Annotated in this window: 18 protein-coding genes and 1 pseudogene; all 19 read left to right on the forward strand. The window is 46.7% G+C overall.

The features are described 5' to 3' along the window. The first annotated feature begins 35 nt into the window (after nucleotides 1-35). The 19 genes and pseudogenes from SMC1_RS07650 (at nucleotide 36) to nagA (SMC1_RS07740) (ending at nucleotide 19,459) form a co-directional block, all read left to right on the forward strand. Nucleotides 36-2,015, forward strand: coding sequence for a BglG family transcription antiterminator (locus SMC1_RS07650; protein WP_119086190.1), 1,980 nt, complete (start codon nucleotides 36-38; stop codon nucleotides 2,013-2,015). A 222-nt stretch (nucleotides 2,016-2,237) separates the two neighbouring features. After that, nucleotides 2,238-2,696 carry a PTS sugar transporter subunit IIA gene (locus SMC1_RS07655; RefSeq protein ID WP_119086191.1) on the forward strand — a complete coding sequence of 153 codons (459 nt, stop codon included), beginning with the start codon at nucleotides 2,238-2,240 and terminating at the stop codon, nucleotides 2,694-2,696. A gap of 20 nt (nucleotides 2,697-2,716) precedes the next feature. After that, entirely contained in the window at nucleotides 2,717-3,040 is a 324-nt protein-coding gene (locus SMC1_RS07660) for a PTS sugar transporter subunit IIB (RefSeq protein ID WP_119086192.1), read from the forward strand. A gap of 56 nt (nucleotides 3,041-3,096) precedes the next feature. Further along, on the forward strand, nucleotides 3,097-4,416 hold the full coding sequence (locus SMC1_RS07665; protein ID WP_119086193.1) for a PTS ascorbate transporter subunit IIC: 1,320 nt from the start codon (nucleotides 3,097-3,099) through the stop codon (nucleotides 4,414-4,416). Between the two features lie 11 nt (nucleotides 4,417-4,427). Beyond that, nucleotides 4,428-5,585: an N-acetylglucosamine-6-phosphate deacetylase gene (gene nagA, locus SMC1_RS07670; RefSeq protein ID WP_119086194.1), complete on the forward strand. Its 1,158-nt coding sequence runs from the start codon at nucleotides 4,428-4,430 to the stop codon at nucleotides 5,583-5,585. A 30-nt stretch (nucleotides 5,586-5,615) separates the two neighbouring features. Next, nucleotides 5,616-6,362 carry a sugar isomerase domain-containing protein gene (locus SMC1_RS07675; RefSeq protein WP_119086195.1) on the forward strand — a complete coding sequence of 249 codons (747 nt, stop codon included), beginning with the start codon at nucleotides 5,616-5,618 and terminating at the stop codon, nucleotides 6,360-6,362. Nucleotides 6,363-6,490: 128 nt separating this feature from the next. Further along, entirely contained in the window at nucleotides 6,491-7,078 is a 588-nt protein-coding gene (locus SMC1_RS10360; protein WP_126855191.1) for a hypothetical protein, read from the forward strand. Beyond that, entirely contained in the window at nucleotides 6,966-7,421 is a 456-nt protein-coding gene (locus tag SMC1_RS11295; RefSeq protein WP_119086197.1) for an integrase catalytic domain-containing protein, read from the forward strand. Before SMC1_RS10360 ends, SMC1_RS11295 begins: the two co-directional genes overlap by 113 nt. Further along, nucleotides 7,349-7,753, forward strand: coding sequence for a hypothetical protein (locus tag SMC1_RS07690; protein ID WP_165849329.1), 405 nt, complete (start codon nucleotides 7,349-7,351; stop codon nucleotides 7,751-7,753). The genes SMC1_RS11295 and SMC1_RS07690 overlap by 73 nt, the downstream gene beginning before the upstream one ends. 255 nt (nucleotides 7,754-8,008) lie before the next feature. Further along, nucleotides 8,009-9,007, forward strand: coding sequence for an IS110 family transposase (locus tag SMC1_RS07695; protein WP_119086199.1), 999 nt, complete (start codon nucleotides 8,009-8,011; stop codon nucleotides 9,005-9,007). Between the two features lie 245 nt (nucleotides 9,008-9,252). Then, nucleotides 9,253-10,566: a class II D-tagatose-bisphosphate aldolase, non-catalytic subunit gene (locus SMC1_RS07700; protein WP_119086200.1), complete on the forward strand. Its 1,314-nt coding sequence runs from the start codon at nucleotides 9,253-9,255 to the stop codon at nucleotides 10,564-10,566. Nucleotides 10,567-10,627: 61 nt separating this feature from the next. After that, nucleotides 10,628-11,668, forward strand: a complete 1,041-nt coding sequence (locus SMC1_RS07705) for an SIS domain-containing protein (protein ID WP_119086201.1) — start codon at nucleotides 10,628-10,630, stop codon at nucleotides 11,666-11,668. Between the two features lie 16 nt (nucleotides 11,669-11,684). After that, nucleotides 11,685-12,533 (forward strand): class II fructose-bisphosphate aldolase, encoded by an 849-nt coding sequence (locus SMC1_RS07710; protein WP_119086202.1) that lies wholly within the window; start codon nucleotides 11,685-11,687, stop codon nucleotides 12,531-12,533. Between the two features lie 1,201 nt (nucleotides 12,534-13,734). After that, entirely contained in the window at nucleotides 13,735-15,348 is a 1,614-nt protein-coding gene (locus SMC1_RS07715; protein WP_119086203.1) for a PTS system mannose/fructose/sorbose family transporter subunit IID, read from the forward strand. 66 nt (nucleotides 15,349-15,414) lie between these two features. After that, nucleotides 15,415-15,864, forward strand: coding sequence for a PTS sugar transporter subunit IIA (locus tag SMC1_RS07720; RefSeq protein WP_119086204.1), 450 nt, complete (start codon nucleotides 15,415-15,417; stop codon nucleotides 15,862-15,864). A 12-nt stretch (nucleotides 15,865-15,876) separates the two neighbouring features. After that, nucleotides 15,877-16,368, forward strand: coding sequence for a PTS system mannose/fructose/N-acetylgalactosamine-transporter subunit IIB (locus SMC1_RS07725; protein WP_119086205.1), 492 nt, complete (start codon nucleotides 15,877-15,879; stop codon nucleotides 16,366-16,368). Nucleotides 16,369-16,415: 47 nt separating this feature from the next. Beyond that, nucleotides 16,416-17,117: pseudogene (locus SMC1_RS07730) on the forward strand (SIS domain-containing protein). Next, complete coding sequence (locus SMC1_RS07735) at nucleotides 17,110-18,255, forward strand: Gfo/Idh/MocA family protein (RefSeq protein ID WP_126855193.1); 1,146 nt, start codon at nucleotides 17,110-17,112, stop codon at nucleotides 18,253-18,255. The pseudogene SMC1_RS07730 and the gene SMC1_RS07735 overlap by 8 nt, the downstream one beginning before the upstream one ends. 49 nt (nucleotides 18,256-18,304) lie before the next feature. Continuing rightward, a complete protein-coding gene (gene nagA / locus SMC1_RS07740) occupies nucleotides 18,305-19,459 on the forward strand; it encodes an N-acetylglucosamine-6-phosphate deacetylase (RefSeq protein WP_165849330.1) in 1,155 nt (384 codons plus the stop codon). The last annotated feature ends 3 nt before the right edge of the window (nucleotides 19,460-19,462 follow it).

Below are 19,462 nucleotides of genomic sequence, written 5' to 3' on the forward strand. Positions count from 1 at the left end.
ACAAGAATCTGCCAAATATGGTGTAGACTTAATTTATGGTTGAGATTAGAGGGAGAGATATTGAAGTTATTCTGTATCTTCTCGCACAGAAGTATCCTGTTTCTCCGTCTAAGATTTCCAAAGAAATCGATGTCAATATCAACACCCTCAGAAAGGACATTCCTCAGTTTAGAAAGTTCTTAGAAGAAAATGGATTGTCGCTCATAGCTAAGCCGAAGATAGGCTTAAGAATAGATGGCCCTCCTGAAAAAAAAGAAAACCTCAGGGAAAAGCTCAATTCCCTTGGAAATAGGATCCTTCCCAGAAAAAGGAGAATATGGTACATAGCAGAAAGTTTCCTTTCTGAGGAACGAATCCCGACGATTGAAGATTTGTGCGAAACGCTTGATATTTCAAGACCTACTACTCTCAAATACATTCGTGAAGTCAAAGAGTGGCTTTCAAAAAAAGGAATTGAGGTTTTCGGAAAACCTGGTTTTGGCTATTATATTAAGGGAGACGAAGAAGACATAAGAGATGCCACAATAGACTCCATCAAGAATTTCTTAGAGTTTGAATTTCAAACGGCGGCTTTGGAATTTTCACAGGGAAATCTAAGACATAATCTGCTTGGAGTTTTCGAGAATACAAACTTAGATGCAATTGAAAAATGCATAGATGAGGTTCAAACACACATCAAGAAGAGATTTGTTGATGAAGATTTGCTGAACCTTGCAATTTCTCTCGCAGTATCTATTAAGCGTATAAAGAGAGACCACAAAATAAACCTTGAAACAAAAAGGATTACTGAAATTCTATCCAACCCAATATCCCCAATTGTAGGAAGCAGTATTTCTTCACTCAAGGATCAATCTCAAGTAAGGTTTACGGACGACGAAATATCATATTTGACATTAAAGTTTATTGGTTCGAGAACGCAGGATGTGGAAGGCACAAGAGGCTTTACAACCACTTCGCAATTCAAGAGAATTGCAGAGGAAATTGCACAGTTAGCCGGTAGATTATTGGGTTTGCCAATAGACAAAGAGGGTGAATTCGTCTCAATGCTAGCTCATCATCTCGAATCTACAATCACAAAGATCAAAATGGGCGTTAAAATAGAAAACCCTATATTGGAGATGGTTAAGAAAGAATATCCCATCGCTTACGCTATTGCAGAAAGGGCTTCTAAAATGATCAAAGATAGATTTCATTTAGAAATGCCCGATGAAGAAAAAGGCTACATCGCAATGTATATTGCGGCTTCTCTTGAAAAAATAAAACAACCAACAAAAAGAAAAGTTGTAGTTATTTGTCCAATGGGTGTTGCAACTTCAAAACTATTATACTACAAATTAACTAATGAAATCCCGGAAATTGAAATAGTTCAGGTTGGGTCGATTAAAGAGCTTGAAGAAGGGGAAATCCAACAGATAGTAGACCTTATAATCTCTACAGTGCCGCTATCAGGAGTAAAAGGAGTAAAGATTCCTTATGCTGTTGTCTCTCCATTTTTAAGAACAGAAGATAGAAAATTAATCAAAGAGATACTAAAAATACGAAAAGGAGAGTTGACAAGTGATATAGCAGAAGAAGGTGTGTTCGATGAGAGGCTAATTTTCCTGCAAATTAGTGTTAATTCATCAAGAGAAGTCATTAAACTCCTTGGAAATGTGCTCATAAAAAATGGGTTTGCAAAAGATGGGTTAGTGGAAGACATTTTATCAAGAGAAAAGAAATTTCCAACAGGTATAAATACAGACATCCCAATTGCTATCCCTCACACAAGTCCAGAGTTTACAATTAAGAAAGGACTTGCAATTGCAACCCTCAAAAATCCCGTTAAGTTTCGGGAAATGGGTAACCCACAAAAATCCTTGGATGTAAGAATTGTAATAACGCCAGTTTTAACGGGGAAAGAAGAAGACGGAAAAGAGTTTTATGAGGTGATACAAAAATTAAGAGATTATAAAGTAGCTAATGAATTACTGCAGTGTTATTCTCCTCAAACAATTGAAAAAGTTTTTATAAAGTAATAATTCTACAAATAGTCAAAAAAAATACCACAATTTCTTTCCTATCATAATAAATATCTGATTGACATTTGAACGCAAACCAATATCGTTACCTTAAGAAGGATAATGTGAACTTTGAAGATATGTTAAGAGAAGACTTAGTCTTTACAAAGGGGATTAAATCCTGATAAACCTCATAATTTATCAGCAGTTGTTAAAATTTAAAACTAAACGAGGCAATTTATGGAATACTCATTAAAAGAGTTATTGGTTAAGAACGCAGTGAAAGCGAAAGCGCAGGTAGCTGATCGAAATGAGGCTATTGATTATGTTGGTAATCTGTTAGTCAAGTCTGGCTCGATCACAGGTGATTATATATTGGCGATGAAGAATGTTTTTGCGAAATTAGGACCATATCAGGTTGTTGTTCCTGGCATCGTTCTTTTACACGCACATCCGGGAAACAGTGTGATTAAGACTTGTATTGGGTTTGTTACCCTAAAAAAGCCTATAGCCTTTGCTAATTCGCAGAATGATCCTGTTGATATCGTAATTGTTTTAGGAGCTCGTGACCGAAAAAGTCATATCAAAGCACTCGCTGAGCTAGCAAACCTACTCTCGAACCAACAGTACTTAACTAAGATCAGGAAAACCAAGAGCTCTAAAGAATTGTATAATTTGATTATATCATTAATAAGATAGGATTAAGAAAGGAGAGAAAAATGCGTATTACTACATTGTGCGGAATGGGATTTGGAACGAGTATGATGTTGAAACTTTTTATTGAGGATATTCTTAAAGAAAACAAAATGAAGAATGTAGAAGTAGTACCCACTGATCTAGGTTCTTTCAAAGGCCAAGAAGCTTCCACAGATATTGTTGTTGCACCGTTTGACATGGAGCGGCACCTAAAAAGCAGCACTTGTGTAGTAGTATTGATTAGAAATCTTGTTGACAAGCAAGAAATAAGGGAGAAGGTTCTGGATGCGATTGAGAAAGCAGAGCAAAGGAAAGGAGGTGATGAAATCGGGGAAGAAAAAAGTTAAATTTTTGTATAGAGAAAAGGTAAATTATTAATAATCTAAAAAATAGGAGGTAAAGAATGGGAGTTATAAATGCAATTATTGCGTTTGTTACATTACCCGCGATTATGCTTGGTATAATTGCTTTGGTTGGTCTGCTCCTGCAGAAAAAGCCTGCAAGTGAAGTAATATCAGGCACCTTTAAGACTGTATTGGGACTACTTATCCTGGGTATTGGTACTGGTGCTTTAATTGCTGCATTAAATCCTATCCAGCAATTGTTTCAGTTAGGTATCCCTACTAGCAGCAAACTAATCACTTTTGTTACATTTGACGAAGGTGTAGTTGGTGCTGTTCAATCTGGCAATATTGGCAATATTGGCACTGAACTTGCCTTAACCATGCTGTTTGGTTACATCATTCATATTCTTCTTGCACGCTTCACCAAGTTCAAATATTTGTACTTAACTGGTCATATGATTTGGATCCATGCAGGAGCATTCGCTCTTCTCTTTCACTCTTTTGGCTTGCCTCTATGGCAAGTTGTCCTTTATGCATCTATTGTAGATGGTTTATATATGACTTTATCTCCTGCTTTGGCACAACCTATTATGCGTAAGATCACTGGTACAAATGATGTTGCTTTTGGTCATGGACAGACTTCTCTGAACATGGTCTGTGCCTGGCTAGGTAAACTCGTTGGCAAGCCAGAAGATTCTGCAGAAAAGGTTAAAGTCAAGGATTCCCTAAGTTTTTTCCGTGACATGGCAATTTCCATCTCTCTCATCATGCTTATTGTATCTTTAATAGCTGGAATCATGGCTGTGGCTCGAGTTGGATCAGCAGCAGTTGAAAAACAAGTCAGTGGAGGCCAGAACTGGGTGGTATTTGCCATACTTCAAGGTCTTGGATTTACAGCTGGTGTACTTGTCTTACTACAAGGCGTGCGTATGTTGATTGCTGAGATCGTCCCTGCTTTCAAAGGTATCGGCGAAAAATTCATCAAGGGTGCCATCCCCGCACTTGACTGTCCAGTAATATATCCATTCGCTCCCAATTCCCTAGTGTATGGCTTAATCTCTGGCGTTATTGGTCAGGTAGTTGGAATGATCACTCTTGCTTTAATAGGCTGGCCTATACCGCTGCCCAGCATGATTGCAGCCTTCTTCGCTTCCGGCTCAGGTGCCATCTTTGGTAACGCTACCGGTGGCAGAAGAGGTGCATGGCTTGGCGGTTTCGTTTGGGGATTCGTAGGTTGGCTTATGATTAGTTTTGCTTATAAGTTTCAAGTCTTTGGAAACTTAAGCGCTCTTGGTGCTACTAGTCTTGGCTTTACTTGTCCCGATGCAATTATTCCTAGCACTGTTATATGGCTAGTCGCTAAGTTATTTGGAGTTTAATTATTAGTGATATGAAAGTGATCATCCATCCCTATCAGATATTTACCCCTTACAATCTTTTAGAAAACACTGCCATTCAGATAGGAGATGGAAAAATTATCGATTTGATCGCTGCAGATAAGGCTAAATTTTTTCCAGATTTTGAATACATCCGCTTAGAAAAATTGATTGTCACACCGGGCTTAATCGATGTACATACCCATGGTGCCTGGGGTGGAGATACAATGGATGCGACCTTAGAGTCCCTTAACAAAATGAGTAACTTTTATGCGTCACATGGTGTGACTGCTTTTTACCCCACCACCTTGGCTGCAAGTGAAATAGAAATTCTCAAAGCTCTGAAAAATGTAACTCAAAATAGAAACAAAGTTGCTGGTGCACAGGTACTCGGAGTGCATCTGGAGGGACCATACTTGTCTCAGGAGTTTAGAGGTGCACAGTCACCAAATGTATTACGCTTGCCCGATAGAAATGAGTATAAAAAATGGTTTGATTTTGATATTATCAGCCTAATTACTATTGCTCCAGAACTGGCAGGTAGCCAAGAGTTAATTGAATATGGAGTGAACAACGGCGCTGAGTTCGCAATTGGACACAGCGCCGCATCCTATGAAGAGGTTATCCACGCAGCAGACTTGGGTGTGCGACAAGCTACTCACGTATTCAACGGCATGAAGGGACTTCATCATCGTGAACCCGGCACAGTAGGAGGCATCCTGACAGATGACCGCATATATGCTCAGGTAATTGCAGATGGTGTTCATGTCCATCCTGCTGTTGTGAAGTTAATTATCCGCGCCAAAGGTTTTCACCGTACTATATTGATTACTGATTCAATTCGTGCCACTAGTTTGGCGGACGGTAATTATGAGCTTGGTGACATGATAATTAGAGTTAACGGTGGCATTGCTAGAACCTCATCCGGCGGACTTGCTGGCAGTACCTTGACGCTGGATCAGGCCATTAGGAATGTAATTAAATTTGCTCAGATTTCATTCCAGGATGCCATTACAATGGCCACTTATTCTCCAGCAGAAGCCTTGCGTATACAGGATCGTAAGGGCCAGATTCGGGCAGGAGCAGATGCAGATCTTACTTTTTTTGATGAACGATATCAAGTAGTGGCAACTATGGTAAAAGGCAAACTTGTTTTTGGGAAAATAAAATAATAAAATAAAACGATAGAGGAGGTACATTAAATGTCAAAATTGTCAAAGGAGTATTTAAAGCAAGTAATTAACCTAATTGAAAAGATCAGTGTTGAAGAAGAAGATGCTATTAATCAGGCTGCCAATATGATGGCAGATGCTATTCAAAAAGGCCACAAGATTTTTGCATTTGGCTGTTCGCACTCTTCCTTGCCCGTCCAGGACATCTATTATCGCGCTGGTGGTCTAATGTTGATCAACCCTATTTTTGCACCAGGCATTGCCTCTCTGGATATTCACCCGGTCACAATGACTTCTGGATTGGAACGATTAGAGGGACTCGCCAAAGTGTTATTAGATAACTATCCTACTCAAAAAGATGATGTGCTCATTCTCGTCTCCGTCTCCGGACGTAATGCAGTGCCAATTGAAATGGCGAAGATTGCTAAAGAGCGTGGAACCAAGGTAATAGGGGTCACTTCCCGGAAATATACGGAAGGGGTTACGTCCCGTCACTCATCTGGCAGGAAAATGTACGAGTATGCCGACGTGGTTCTGGATAATAAGGTAGACAAGGGCGATGCTGTCATAGAAGTAGAAGGTGTCGCGGAGAGATTTACTCCAGCTTCGGGCGTTACTAGCACCGCCCTGCTACACGCATTGATCACAGCTACTATCGAGGAATTATTGAAGCGTGGCATCACTCCACCGATCTATGTTGCAGCCAATGTAGATGGAGGCGAAGAGCATAATGCCAAATTAAAGCAACAGTATAAAGATCAAATACTTAACTGGTAAATCTCGCATCGACTCATCAATAATGTACGTGAAATGTCTCCGTCAACTCATGAGAAAACGGAGGTGAAGAATGACAGAATACTGCTGGTCCTTGGGATGAGAACAGGGCAGCGGGAATGGAGCTTACGATGCCCCCGAGGATATTAGTCCAATCCGAGGGGCGGTTCCAGGAAGGCAAGAAACTCACGATGGTCAAGGCAGAGGCATATCTGAAGGCAGGGAAGACAAGGAAGTCGGAGGTGTTGGACGATTTCCGTGAGGAGGCGGGATACTGCAGGAGACATGCTGCCCGTGTCCTGCAGCAGGCAGGACAGCGGTACCTCCTGGGAGAGGAGATCCTGGTCGCTGATCCCACGAAGCATATCCACCGGTACTGTCCTTCCTGGTACGGCCCTCTTGTCCAGCAGGCACTGATCACCGTCTGGAGTGCAAGCACGTTCCTGGGACCGGTCCGTCTGGCAGCAGGCATGGCCCTCTTCGTGGAGAACCTCATGACCCATGGGCATCTCCATGTCGATGAGGAGACCCGGCAGCTGCTCCTCCAGATGAGTCCTGCCACCATCGGGAGACTTCTGGCAACAGAGCGGCACATGTACCGCCTGCATGAAGTCTCCTATACCCGGAGCACTCCTCTGGGTGGCAGGATTCCCGTTCAGACGTGCATGGACCCTCCTCTCCCCATCCTTGGCGTCCCCCGTGGACCTGGTGGGTCATGACGGAGGACAAGCGGTGGATGACTTCAACTGGACCTTGACCGTCACCGACCGGAGCACCGGATGGACCGAGGCAGGAGCCGTCCGCACGAAAGCAGAGATCTATGTGGTCGCTGCCCTGGAGACCTGCCTGCACAGGTACCCAAGGCATGTGGTCTCTCTCCATTCCGACAACGGGAGTGAATTTATGAACGGACATCTCGTCCGCTTCTGCCGTACCAGGGGGATCACCTTCACCCGGTCCCGTCCGTATCACAAGAACGGGGCGCCCATGTGGAGGAGAAGAACAACTCCATCATCCGCAAGTTTGTGGGGTATGACCGGCATGACACCCAGGAAGAGGTGAACCTCCTGAACCGGTTGTACAAGGCACTGCATCTCCTGGTAAACTGGTTCCTTCCCAGTCAGAAGCTCCTCCACAAGGAGAGGACCGGGAGCCACATCACCAAGGTGTATGACCAAGCACAGACTCCCTGTGCCAGGATGCTGGCACGGATGGATGTTCCAGAAGAGACAAAGAAACAGTTGCGATCAACATGTGCAGCACTGGACCTGACGAGCCTGCACCACGAGATCCTCCACTGCCAGGAACACCTGAATGCAATTGCCAAAAGGAGACAATCTTTGGTCATCAACGGTGGCAGCTACGCCTCCGTTTCTGGAGAGTTCACGACCTGATGGTTCACGTACATTCTCGTACGATGGAGGGAGATACTATTGAGAGTCATATGGATGAGAGGAATGGGTAGACCGTACGTACATTGAAGCAATGAGGGATCCTCATGAGCTTGTACGATAGATGGATCGCCCTTCCAAAGTTTGTGTAGTATCAGAAGCGGAAGAAGGTTCTTCCAGCTTGGGTTGTGGACGAAATGAAACACTCATGGAAGGGCAACCCATTACAAACTCTCCTCATATGCAAGGAGGTTTCGTATGACAGAGTATATCGGCATTGATGTTTCAAAGCAATCGTTGGAGCTCTGGGATGGAACACAGGAGGAGGAAGTTCCAAACGAAAGAAGACTAACAACCCTGAAGAAGTTACTCAAGAAGAGGTATGGAGGAGAGTGGAATCAGCAAGTAAGGTTCATCTATGAACCAACAGGGCCCTATTCCAACTATCTGCGTGTATTTGCTTCAGAGAATGAACTCAAAGTTCATGAGGTGAATCCAAAGAAGAGTGCGAACTTCGCAAAAGTGCTGGGGAACAGATCGAAAACAGATGCCATTGATGCGAAGATGCTCTCCGCCTTCCATGCCTTGCTCGCAGAAGAAGACTTCTGTATCCCTGCGATGGACGAGAGAGCGGAACAGCTCGGAGCATACCTCGGGAGCTATGAGATCATCCAGAAGACAAGGACCATGCTCTCCAACCACGTGCATGCTCTGGAGGAGAAAAGTGGTGTGACGAGGAAGCTGAAGGACTCACTGGAGAAGGAGCTGGGGCGTCTTGGTACGATGGAGGAACAGCTTGAGAAAGAGATGGGGGCAGTTGCAGAGGATCATGAGGAGACACGAGAAGCCCTCCACAATCTTCTTTCCATGAACGGGATAGGGATCATCTCTGCCATGAGTCTCCTGTACCTCTTCAGAAAGTATCCTGGTGCTCATAGAAATGAGATCACAGCACTTGCGGGACTGGACCCAGGACAGAGGCAATCAGGTTCTTCCCTCCAGGGCGGAAGAAAAATCAGTAGAGCAGGAGACCCTCTCCTCAGAAAGGTCCTCTCCCTGGCTTGTATGAACAGTATCCAACACAATGAGTGCATACAAGCGTTCTACAAGCATCTCGTGAGCGATAACCACAAGAAGCCCAAAGTTGCATTGGTCGCTTGCATGAGAAAACTTCTTTTCATCGCCCACCACCTCTATGTGACAACATCGAAGTACCGGGCTCTTCACCATGATGCCAATCTATGTTTGTCCTCTTGACACGGATCGTAGTATCTTTACGTGAGTTGACACGGTAGAAGCACTAATAAAAAATGGTCCAGAGGGTAGTTGTCTGATGCTTGGTGTTAAGTGCAAGGGTTTTGAAGCAGGAAGTGAAAATAATAGTATTATTGTAGAGCAGCCTATGGTTTCGGAAGTAAAGAAGAAGTAGAAACACTTGATTTGGCATTAAGTCAGCCTTTAGATTTATTAAGGTATTTGAAATAATGGTGAGGAGGAGTATTGTGGATAATTTACATCCATTGATACATATAGTGAAAAGTCAAAAAAATGGCATTGCCAAAGGTATTTATTCTGCTTGTAGTGCAAATGAATATGTAATTGAAGCAGTTTTAGAAAGGGCTCTTTTAAATGCTGACTATGCATTAATAGAAGCTACGGCCAATCAGGTAAATCAATTTGGCGGATATACGGGAATGAAACCGGAGGGTTTTAGAAAATTTGTTTATTCCATTGCAGAAAAGGTGAAATTTCCATTTCAAAAAATAATTTTAGGAGGAGATCACCTAGGACCGCTTACCTGGCAAAATGAAAATACTCAAGAAGCAATGCAAAAATCTGCTGAACTCATTCGAGAGTATGTACTTGCAGGTTTTACAAAAATACACATTGATACCAGTATGCAATTGAAAGAAGACAACCCTTCTGCTCACCTTAATACAAAAGTTATAGCGGATAGGGGTGCTAGACTTTGTTTAGCAGCGGAAAAAGCCTTTGGAGAGTTGCAAAAAAAAGATGCAGCTTCTGTACACCCTGTTTATATAATTGGAAGTGAAGTCCCAATTCCTGGAGGCAGTCAGGAAAAAAAAGATTTGGTAAACGTTACAAAGGTATCTGATTTTGAAAATACTGTTGATACTTTTAAAGAGGCATTTCGCAGAAACAATTTGGAGAGGGCATGGGGAAATGTCATAGCAGTGGTTGTGCAGCCTGGTGTTGAATTTGGAGATGAAACGATCCATAGTTACAACAGAGAAGAATCAAAGGATTTGATAAAAGCTCTTAAAAAATATCCAAGCTTTGTATTTGAAGGGCATTCTACAGATTATCAAACCGCATATTCTTTAAAAGAAATGGTAGAAGACGGCATTGCCATATTGAAAGTTGGACCTGCTCTGACATTTGCTCTTAGAGAAGGCTTATTTGCTTTGAATTATATGGAGAATGAGTTGTTTAGATATAACCCTGAAATTCAGCTCTCCAATTTTATTGAAACACTTGACAAGGAAATGTTGAGAAAGCCTGATAACTGGCGAAACTATTACCATGGGAACTCAGATAAAATAAGGTTTGCCAGAAAGTATAGTTACTCGGACAGGTGCAGATATTATCTTCCTGTGGAGGATGTAAAAGAGTCAGTTAAGCTTCTTATAGACAACTTGAAAACAGTAAAAATCCCTTTGACCTTGATTAAGCAGTTTATGCCGTTGCAATATGACAAAATAAGAAATAACAGGCTTAAAAATGATCCAGAAGCTTTATTAAAGGATATAATAATACATTGCATAGAGGACTACATCTATGCAACAACCCCATAACAGAAGGATCAATTTTATTGACAAACCGCCATACTAAATAAAGGAATAGGGAGGTAAAAAAATGTACTTAACCGAACAGGAAATCATGGCAACCGGAGACGCCCTGGGCAAAACCTATCATCAAATACTCGCACAAGAGGAAGAAGTGAAAGAATTCTTCCGTGCAAACAGACAACGTAAATTTGTTTTCATGGGATGCGGCTCCAGTTATATGTTATCCAAAAGCTGCGAGCGTATGTTCGTCAGTCGCCCCAACACTTCCGCTGTAGCCATTGCGGGAGGAGACTATTTAGTTAACCCTGGTACTTATAGTAATACCATCAACGGCAGTATTGTGATGGTACTGTCTCGTTCTGGCATGACTACGGAGATTATCCGCGCGATCGAGCATATAAAAAGAGTGAGTAATGCCAAGGTAATTTCTGTCACAATGAAAGAAAAGAATGAACTGGCGAAGTTATCCGACTTAAGCATTGTGCTGCCGTGGGCATATGACAGCAGTGTCTGCCAAACACGGTCTGTCACCAATCTGTATGCTTCCGCCCTTCTAATTAATGCCACCTGTTATGATGATCAGGAACTAAGGGCTGCTGTGAAGGAATCCATAGACCAGAACAAAAAACATATGGATCGATACCGTCCTTTGTTGGAGGATGTGGCAAAAAGAGATTTCAGCGATGTAGTTGTCCTCGCTGATGGCGTGCTTTGCGGCATTGCGGAGGAGGGTGCTCTAGTGTTTACCGAGGTTGCCCTTATCAGTGGAAAATACTTTAATATGCTGGATTATCGTCACGGCCCCAAAGTGCTTAATTCCAGCAAAACCCTTACCATTTTTGCAGTGCAGCCCAATGAAAGTAGCTACCAGCAAAGCATGATAGCCGATGTAAAAAAACATGGCGGTACGGTAGTCACTTTTGGCTCTGAAAAGTCAAATCAGTACAACTCGGATTTTCATGTGTCCATCAGCGGGATCAGCCGTTTTGAGGCCTATGGCATTCCATTTATATACACCATGCAAATGATAGCTCTGACCAAAGCAATCCGTATCGGAGTAAACCCTGACATGCCTACGGGACTGGACGCATACATTACATTAAAATAGCGGGAGGAAAGCTAATATGCTAGTAACAACAAAAAGAATATTAAATGATGCCAAAAAAGGTGGATATGCGGTAGGCGCCTTTAATGCGGAAAATGCCGAGATGGTTTGGGCCATTGTCAATGCTGCTGAGGAGCTAAACTCTCCGGTAATCGTCCAAACCACATCCTCTACCCTGAAATATTTTCCGCCTGTCTATTTTGCAAATATTGTGAAAGCGGCCGCGGCTATCGCCAGCGTGCCAGTGGCGATCCATCTTGATCATAGTGCCAGCTATGAACTGGCGAAGGCGTGTATCGACAGTGGTTACACATCGGTTATGATTGACGGGTCTGCGCTTTCCTACGAAGAAAATATAAGCGTTACACAAAAAGTATGTGCATACGCGGAGAACTTCGGCGTTCCTGTGGAGGCGGAATTAGGAAAAATCGGTGGGAAAGAAGACGACACGGAATGCAGCGAAGATCAGTATACCGATCCCAATCAGGCGGTGAATTTTGTCGAGCGCACGGGGATTTCTTCTCTGGCCATAGCGATAGGTACCGCTCATGGTATTTATGCCAAAACACCAGAGTTGGATCTAAACCATGTTGCGAATATCAGGAAGGTGGTTTCCATCCCTTTGGTCATGCATGGTGCCTCCGGTCTTTCTGACACTGTGATAAGAGATAGTGTAAAAAAAGGAATATCAAAAATCAATTTTGCCACCGAGCTAAGAATTGCCTTTACCGATACGGTAAAGACTTATTTCGTAGAGTATCCTGGTGATATAGACCCTAAAAAATATATGGGTGCAGCCAGAGTTGCAGTAAAAGGGCTGGTAAAATCCAAAATGCTTGTATGTGGGAGCGCTGGAATGGCCAAATAACCGGATTACTGTTGCAGCCATAACTATAGGCTGCCAGTAACTCCTAACGCTTTATGCGCTAGGAGTTACTGGCAGCTCATGTACAAGACAATGTACAACCAAAATTCAGCTCAAATTGAAAGACTATTTCAGTAAAGTCAATAAAAAAGAGGAGGATTGATATAGTTGTTATCGCATATATTTTCTATAGTTTTAAAGAAGTTAAGTACAGAGCAAAAGAATAACAAGTCAAAGAAAAAACCGTAGTTTGAGGCAGGTTGCTAGAGTTTTTTCTTTATATTGGACGAATTGTAAGATTAAGTGCAATACCTAAAAAATAAAAAGTTCATGACATCTTTGTGTAAAATATAGGTAACCACACGCACAGCAACACGGAGGAATGTCATGAACTCCCGAATAGCGGCCATAACAAACCTACCAAGGTTTCTACAGAAGTTGTAGAGAATCATCTTGCCAAGAAGGTTGTTCCAGTAAAGAGAGAGAATCCTTACCGATTGTGGAGCAAAGTCTACGACCTGGCATGAGGAAGCAGTACCAAACCACGAATTTGAGAAGACATGCAACAGACTTGGGATAAAGCACACCACGACCAAAGTAAAGCATCCCTGAACCAATGGTTACGGAGAGAGGCTCAATAAAACACTCTTAGACGAATTCTACGCTGTTGCCTTCTGAAAGAAGCGATATGAGCGTAGTGAGGAGTTGCAACCTGATCTGGATAATGTTATGGATTCTTACAACTACCGAAGAACACATCAGGGATACAACCTAAAAAAGAATGGTTTTAGAAAGCCAGCGGAAGCACACTTTTCGGAAGACTTGACATTAATAATTGACATTAATAATTGACATTAATAAGCATAGTGCTAGCCTAAAAGCGGAATGAATCAGAGGCGAAAAGGGGGTGGAAGAAAATTTGACTTTTACCCATGATTCTGTTGAAACAGAGAACACAAATAAGGAGGTTCTGCAGCATCGATTTCTAGCCACATCTTGAAGCCAGGATACTTTCATGATTCTGGCCATAAGGGGTTGCAATCGGTTGTAGCTGTCTGTTGTCGCGTGAAAGGCATGTGAGTGGAAGGTGATCGTGGAGCACAGTGGCGCGCAAGCGCTTCCCGGGCTTCGATGAATGAGATGCTAAAGACTGATGAACGTTCTCTTGGAGGTATTACGGTATCCTGGTGAGGAGGTTTTGTCCATGGCTAACGGTTACGGTATCGGAATTGCACTGATTCTGGCGATCTGGTCGTACATTCAGATTATTGCCCTGCTGGGTCCTGCCTGGCTGCTCTCTGACCCGGTTGTTAGTGGGCTGTTTGTTGGTGCCGTTGTTGGAAACATTCCTTTGGGTCTTGGCATCGGCGGGACTCTGGAGCTGATGTCACTCGGTCTGTGGTCATACGGTGGTGCGACGATCCCTGACTACACCACGGGCGCTATCGTCGGCACAGCCTTCGCTGCACTGTCCAAGTTAGCCCCGACAGAGGCAATGGCAGCTGGCTTGGCCGTCGCAGTCCCTGTTTCGCTGTTCATGACTCAGCTCGACGTCCTCAGCCGTTCGTTGACCACTGTGTTTATCCATGGAGCGGACCGTGCCGTGGAGAAGCAGGACGATGCTGCTTTCTCGGGGTGGCATCTGTGGGGTCAGCTTCCATGGGGTCTCTCTCGTGCCATTCCCGTCTTCTTTGCTGTGTGGCTCGGCTCAGGGCCCATTCAAGTCCTCATCAACAACATCCCGGCCTGGCTGACCCGCGGCCTGGGTACCATGGGCCACATCCTGCCGGCTCTCGGTTTTGGCATCTTGCTGACCTTCCTGCCCATCGAGAAGTGGTGGTCGTTCTTTGTTCTGGGCTTTGTCATGTTCGCGTACCTGAACGTTCCGCTGGTTGGCATCGCGCTTGCTGCCTTGGCGGTGGTCATCATCTACTTCTCGCTCAAGCCCGTCCAGACTGGTGAGCAGCAGGCTGAAGAAGCCACCGCTGCGAAGGTCGAGGAAACCAAGAGCCCTGTCACGCATGGAGATCTCGTCAAGGCCATGTGGCGGCACAACCTGACTCTGCAGCTTTCCTGGAACTATGAGCGCATGCAGGCCCTTGGCTATGCGTGGTCCATTGCGCCCATCCTCAAGAAGGTGTTTCCGAAGAAGGATGAATACTTTGCAGCTCTCAAGCGTCATATGGTGTTCTACAACACGCACCCCTTTGTCGGTGGGCCGGTGATTTTTGGTGCCGACTGTGCTCTTGAGGAAAAGAGGCAGCCTGCGGTGGGCGACAGCCTGAAGGTTTCCCTGATGGGTCCCTTCGCAGCCATCGGCGACACCGTCAACGGTATTCTGGTGAGGCCTATCTTCGCCGTGTTTGCAGGGTCGCTGGCTCTCCGGGGCAGTGTCGGCGGTGCCTGGCTCATGCTGCTCCTTGGCTTCATCTGGTTCTACCAGGAATTCCCTGAATTCTGGCTTGGCTACAAGCAGGGTCTCGGCCTTGTACGGCAAGTCAGCAGCGGCGCTATCACCCGTATCGTCGACATAGCCAGCACAGCGGCTCTGTTCATCATGGGTGGCTTCATCCCGAGCATTCTGGCGGGAGTGAAGACTCCTCTCGAGATCACCAAGCATGTCATGATCGAGGGCAAAGACGTTGTCCAATCCGTCAAGATCCAGGACACCTTCGACAAGATCCTTCCGTATATGTTGCCGTTGGCTCTTGTGTTCTGTGTCTACTGGCTGCTGAAGAAGAAGCATTGGACCAACCTTCAGGTTCTGCTTCTTCTGGCTGCCGCCGGGATCATTCTGGGAGCTTTCAAGATTTTGTAGTCGTATTTTCATACCGAAATGTCGTCCCGGGCTGCGTAGGCAGCCGGGATCGGAAAGGAATCCATTATGATTGGAATCGTCGTTGTTACCCACGGAGAGCTTGCTGGTGGCATTGCAAGTGCCGTCACGCTCATTGCGGGACCCCAGGAACAGTTCGAGACTGTAGCGCTTCGTGAGGGAGACAGTATCGATGGACTCAAGGAACGCATCCAGACGGCCATTGACAAAACGGACACGGGTTCGGGCTCGTTGTTGTTCGTGGATATGCTGGGAGCATCTCCTTCCAATGCTGCGGCGTACCTCGTGACTGACCGTGTAGAGATCATTACAGGGGTGAACCTGCCGATGATCCTTGAGATTCTGGCTGTCCGAGGCGACATGACACTGACCGATGTTGCAGAAATGGCCATGAATGCAGGCAAGGAGTCTATCCAGAGTTTGAGTGCAATAATGCGTCAAGCATTGAACAATAATCCGGGTCACAATGATATGGGTGCAGCACCATCTTCAACCTGATAGGAGCGAATCATGGCATTCTTTCTACACATTGACAATCGTCTTATTCATGGACAGGTTACCGTAACCTGGTGCAGCTATTATGGCGCCAAGCGTATTATTGTTGCCGACGACAAGGTCGCAGCCGATCCGATTCAGCGCATTGTGCTGCCGCAGGCCGCGCGTGGGCTCCCAACTTCGGTCGTCACTATTGCAGATGGTTTGAAGCTGCTGTCTTCGATGGATCCTGCCCATGAAAATGTTCTTATCATTGCGCGCAATGCACAGGGTGCACTGGCACTTATGGAGGGTGGGCTCAAGCCGAAGAGCATCAATGTCGGCAATCAGGCTCCGGTCCAGGGGACGAAGTATGTGATGGTTCTACCGTGGATAGCTGTGACCAGGGAGGACGCTGAGGCGTTCAAGGCTATTGGGGATATGGGCTACAAGATTACGCCCCAGCGCAGCGGCAGTGACCGTGCGCTGGACCTGGTCGAACTTCTCCGAAAGAAGGGCTTGCTGTAGACTGACCGCTGTCGGCAGGAACAGCGGATACGAATTGGGAGGTTTGTATGGCACTGGAATTCTTTGACAAGATCGAGGAACTGATTCCTGTCCTGAAGCAGGAAGAGGGCAACATGCGCAAGGCAGGCCATATTGTTGCGCAGAGCATTATGGGCGGCGGAATCCTGCAGGCGTTTGGCAGCGGGCATTCTGCATCTGTTGCCGTCGAGATTTGTGGGCGCGCGGGCGGCCTTATTCCATCCAAACAGGTCAAGGAACTATCGGGCGGCCATTATGAACGCATCGAAGGCGTGGGAACGACATTCGCCGAGATATGGGACATCCGGAACAACGATTGTCTGTTTATCATCAGCAACTCGGGCCGGAATCCTCTGATCATCGAGATGGCAATGGTTGCACGGTCGATTGGCATACCGGTCATTGCCGTCACCGCTCTCGAGGTTGGCAAACACAGTACGTCGCGCCATTCCAGTGGCAAGATGCTGTGGCAACTTGCAGACGTCATCCTGGACAATCACAGTGTCGAAGGGGATGCTACTATCGAACTTCCGGGTCTTCCTACCAAGATCGCCGGAACGTCGAGCATCAGTTCAGACATCCTGGTCGATTAGACGATGGTCTTTGCTATCCGCGAGATGTTGGAGGCTGGCTACGTTCCACCCGTGTTCATGAGCGCCAACGTGGACGGGGGCCCTGAATTCAACAAGCAGTACACAGCCAAGTACGCAGACCGCCTGTACCGTGTCTGAGCAAATGCAGCCGGTTCGGCTTGGCCTTGCGGGAACTGGTTTCATCGGCCGCATCCACTGGATGTGTTATCGGGCACTGCCCGGGATGTACGCAGAAGTTCCGGCGCGAGTCATGTTTGACACGGTCTATACGTCGCACCCGAATGAGGCTGATCGGTTCGAGTTTTCGCGAGCCCTCCCTTATGAATCCGTGCCTTCGACGTGCGCCCAGATCGACATGCTGGACGTGTGCACCCCAAACGCTGAGCATCGCGTTCTTGTTGAGGCAGCTGTCGCGGCACATGTCCCTGTCTACTGTGAGAAACCGGTCGACCTGAATGGCGAGCTCACGCTTGAACTGGCCCGGAAGGCAGACGATGCGGGGATCTTCAACCAGACTGCCCTCGTGTATCGCTTCCTTCCTGCTATGGCGGCTGCGCGCGCGATCGTTCGAGCGGGCGTCATCGGCAATGTCGTGACATGGAGGGCTGTCCTGCTGCATGCCAGTTATCTCAACACCCAGCGAGCAATGACGTGGCGCTTGAGTCGCAAGGAATCTGGTGGTGGTGCGCTCGTCGATCTGGGTCTTCATATGGTCGACGCTGTGCGCATGGTCGTCGGCGAATTCGAAGCAGTGCGCTGCGTGACCAGAACTGTCGTTGGTGAGCGTCCCAGTACGGGAGCCCCAGATGAAATGTCCCGTGTCGACGTGGACGACTGGGCACTGGTCACTGCAGACCTGGTAAATGGCAGCACGGGAACGATTGAGGTTTCCCGGGTACACGCCGGGCGTGAAGGAACCTTTGCCTTTGAGGTCTTTGGAACGAAGGGTTCTGTGTCAATCGATCTTCAGCGCGGGCGAGTGGTCGTCGTGGATGCGGCTTCGCGTGACGTCACGCAGGACGTCATCCTGGACGACCCGTGGGTAACGTATCTGAAGACTGCGTTTCCAAGTTCGAAAATGTCGATGGGACTCATGTGTGACATGCATGCTGCGAGCATCTATACATTTCTGGACGGTTGTACGGGCGGCGATGTTGGGTTTCCGGCCCGCCCGACTCTTGCGGAGGCCGGCTGGACACATCGCATAGTCGATGCCTGCTATCAATCTGCCGACACGGGCAACCGGGTTGACGTGCAACGTTCCCAGGCGTCCTGACTGGAGCCGGGGTTCTTTCATGTCCTGTTGTGTTCGAAAGGAGAAGACCATGAACATACTGGCATCTTCGCACTATGTCATCAAGACCGACCGTCTTTTTACACCCGATGAACTGCGTGGTACGTTCTGGGTCGAAATTGAGGCTGGCCGGATCAAACACACTCTCACGGAACAACCTTCTGGGATTGAAGTTCTCGATGCGACGGGTTTCCTTGTTGCTCCCGGCTTCATTGACGTCCATATTCACGGGTACGGCGGGCACGACATCATGGAAGCGAGCAGCGAAGCTCTCGAGTGTATGGCGACAGGCCTGCCACATGCCGGCGTCACGTCATTTCTGCCGACGACCGTGGGCGCGCGCATTGCCACTCTCCAGCACGTCATGACAACCTTGAGTTCCAAGCTGGCAACCGTCGAGGGGGCGAGACCTCTGGGGTGGCATCTGGAGGGACCATTCCTGAATGAAAAAATGCCAGGGGCCATGAATCCCGAGGATTTCGAGATACCGACCATTGCGAATGCCGAAGCATTGCTTGACAGTGGTCCCGTCACGCTGATGGCCATGGCGCCTGAGCGCGAGGGGGCGATCCCGGTCATCGAGTATCTTGTCAGCCGGGGCGTGCATGTCTCCATTGGCCACACAGATACGGATTTTGAGCATGCTGTTGCGGGGATCGCCGCCGGCGCCACATCTATGAATCATCTCTTTAATGTGATGCGACCATTGCTTCATCGCGAACCAGGTCCTGTGGGTGCTGCGTTCCTCTACGATGTCTATCTTCAGTTCATAGCTGACGGTGTGCATACTCATCCTGCCACGATTGCACTGGTGAGCCGGTATCTCAAGGAGCGGCTCGTGCTTATTTCTGATTCTATCCTTGCTGCAGGACTGGGCATTCAGGGTGAGTTCGTTTTCTTCAATGGACTGAAGGTGACGGTGGACGAAACCTCAGTGCGGCTCCCTGGTGGGCGCCTTGCGGGTTCCATTCTGACGTTGGATCGGGCCGTCCGCAACGTGGTCAACATCGGCGGCCTTGATCTTGCGAGTGCTTTCCGCGCTGCAGGTCAGAACCCTGCCCGTTCCATAGGTGTGACCGAACGAGGCATTATCCGGCCGGGAGCCGTTGCGGACATTGTTATCCTGACTCCTGACCTTCATGTCTCTTCCACGATCTGCGAGGGCAGCGTGGTCTACAGCGCGTAGGGC

This window comes from Candidatus Cryosericum septentrionale, from assembly GCF_003570995.1.
Classification (GTDB): Bacteria; Caldisericota; Caldisericia; order Cryosericales; family Cryosericaceae; genus Cryosericum; species Cryosericum septentrionale.

What these genes read in the sequence shown, in the direction of transcription:
- SMC1_RS07650 (WP_119086190.1), top strand. Translation starts at nt 36, where the DNA reads ATGGTTGAGATTAGAGGGAGAGATATTGAAGTTATTCTGTATCTTCTC.
- SMC1_RS07655 (WP_119086191.1), top strand. Translation starts at nt 2,238, where the DNA reads ATGGAATACTCATTAAAAGAGTTATTGGTTAAGAACGCAGTGAAAGCG.
- SMC1_RS07660 (WP_119086192.1), top strand. Translation starts at nt 2,717, where the DNA reads ATGCGTATTACTACATTGTGCGGAATGGGATTTGGAACGAGTATGATG.
- SMC1_RS07665 (WP_119086193.1), top strand. Translation starts at nt 3,097, where the DNA reads ATGGGAGTTATAAATGCAATTATTGCGTTTGTTACATTACCCGCGATT.
- nagA (WP_119086194.1), top strand. Translation starts at nt 4,428, where the DNA reads ATGAAAGTGATCATCCATCCCTATCAGATATTTACCCCTTACAATCTT.
- SMC1_RS07675 (WP_119086195.1), top strand. Translation starts at nt 5,616, where the DNA reads ATGTCAAAATTGTCAAAGGAGTATTTAAAGCAAGTAATTAACCTAATT.
- SMC1_RS10360 (WP_126855191.1), top strand. Translation starts at nt 6,491, where the DNA reads ATGCCCCCGAGGATATTAGTCCAATCCGAGGGGCGGTTCCAGGAAGGC.
- SMC1_RS11295 (WP_119086197.1), top strand. Translation starts at nt 6,966, where the DNA reads ATGAAGTCTCCTATACCCGGAGCACTCCTCTGGGTGGCAGGATTCCCG.
- SMC1_RS07695 (WP_119086199.1), top strand. Translation starts at nt 8,009, where the DNA reads ATGACAGAGTATATCGGCATTGATGTTTCAAAGCAATCGTTGGAGCTC.
- SMC1_RS07705 (WP_119086201.1), top strand. Translation starts at nt 10,628, where the DNA reads ATGTACTTAACCGAACAGGAAATCATGGCAACCGGAGACGCCCTGGGC.
- SMC1_RS07710 (WP_119086202.1), top strand. Translation starts at nt 11,685, where the DNA reads ATGCTAGTAACAACAAAAAGAATATTAAATGATGCCAAAAAAGGTGGA.
- SMC1_RS07715 (WP_119086203.1), top strand. Translation starts at nt 13,735, where the DNA reads ATGGCTAACGGTTACGGTATCGGAATTGCACTGATTCTGGCGATCTGG.
- SMC1_RS07720 (WP_119086204.1), top strand. Translation starts at nt 15,415, where the DNA reads ATGATTGGAATCGTCGTTGTTACCCACGGAGAGCTTGCTGGTGGCATT.
- SMC1_RS07725 (WP_119086205.1), top strand. Translation starts at nt 15,877, where the DNA reads ATGGCATTCTTTCTACACATTGACAATCGTCTTATTCATGGACAGGTT.
- nagA (WP_165849330.1), top strand. Translation starts at nt 18,305, where the DNA reads ATGAACATACTGGCATCTTCGCACTATGTCATCAAGACCGACCGTCTT.